Origin of the sequence: Mycobacterium sp. AT1 (genome assembly GCF_002043095.1) — a bacterium.
Classification (GTDB): domain Bacteria; phylum Actinomycetota; class Actinomycetes; order Mycobacteriales; family Mycobacteriaceae; genus Mycobacterium.
The window spans coordinates 1-583 of record NZ_MVOC01000117.1 but is presented as its reverse complement, the minus strand read 5'-3'; the positions used below and the strand labels follow the sequence as shown (position 1 = coordinate 583).

The window sequence follows — 583 nt, the reverse complement described above, 5'->3', positions numbered from 1 at the left end:
CTGACCGCACTGCTCGATCCTGAGGCGCGGGCGATCGTCGAACCGATCCTCGCCAAGTACGGCGCACCAGGCATGTGCAACCCCGCCGACTGTGATCCGCGCACCTCGGGCACGCCGAGCCAGGAGCAGATCGACGCCGACGACCGCACCGTCGGACAACGCACCCACGACGCGCTCATCGCCATCGGACGATCTGTCCTGTCCTCCGGTGAACTGGGCCAGCACAACGGGTTACCCGTCACCGTCATCGTCACCACCACCCTGCAAGACCTCGAAGCCGCCCGCGGCAGTGGTGTCACCGGCGGCGGATCACTGCTCCCGATGGCCGATCTGATTCGGATGGCCTCCCACGCCCACCACTACCTCGCGGTGTTCGACAAACACACCAACGAAGCCCTCTACCTCGGCCGGACGAAGCGCCTCGCCTCGGTCGGGCAGCGGATCATGCTGCACGCCCGCGACCGGGGATGCACCAAGCCCGGGTGCACGGTGCCCGGGTACGGGGCGCAGGTGCATCACACCAATGGGTGGGCCAAGAACGGGCAGACCAACATCGACGAAGTAGTCTTCGCCTGCGGAGGGG

1 protein-coding gene is annotated in these 583 nt (G+C 67.2%); it reads left to right on the top strand.

The features are described from left to right. A partial coding sequence (locus tag B1790_RS33775; protein WP_142271682.1) for an HNH endonuclease signature motif containing protein occupies window positions 1-583 on the top strand: 583 nt, incomplete at both ends.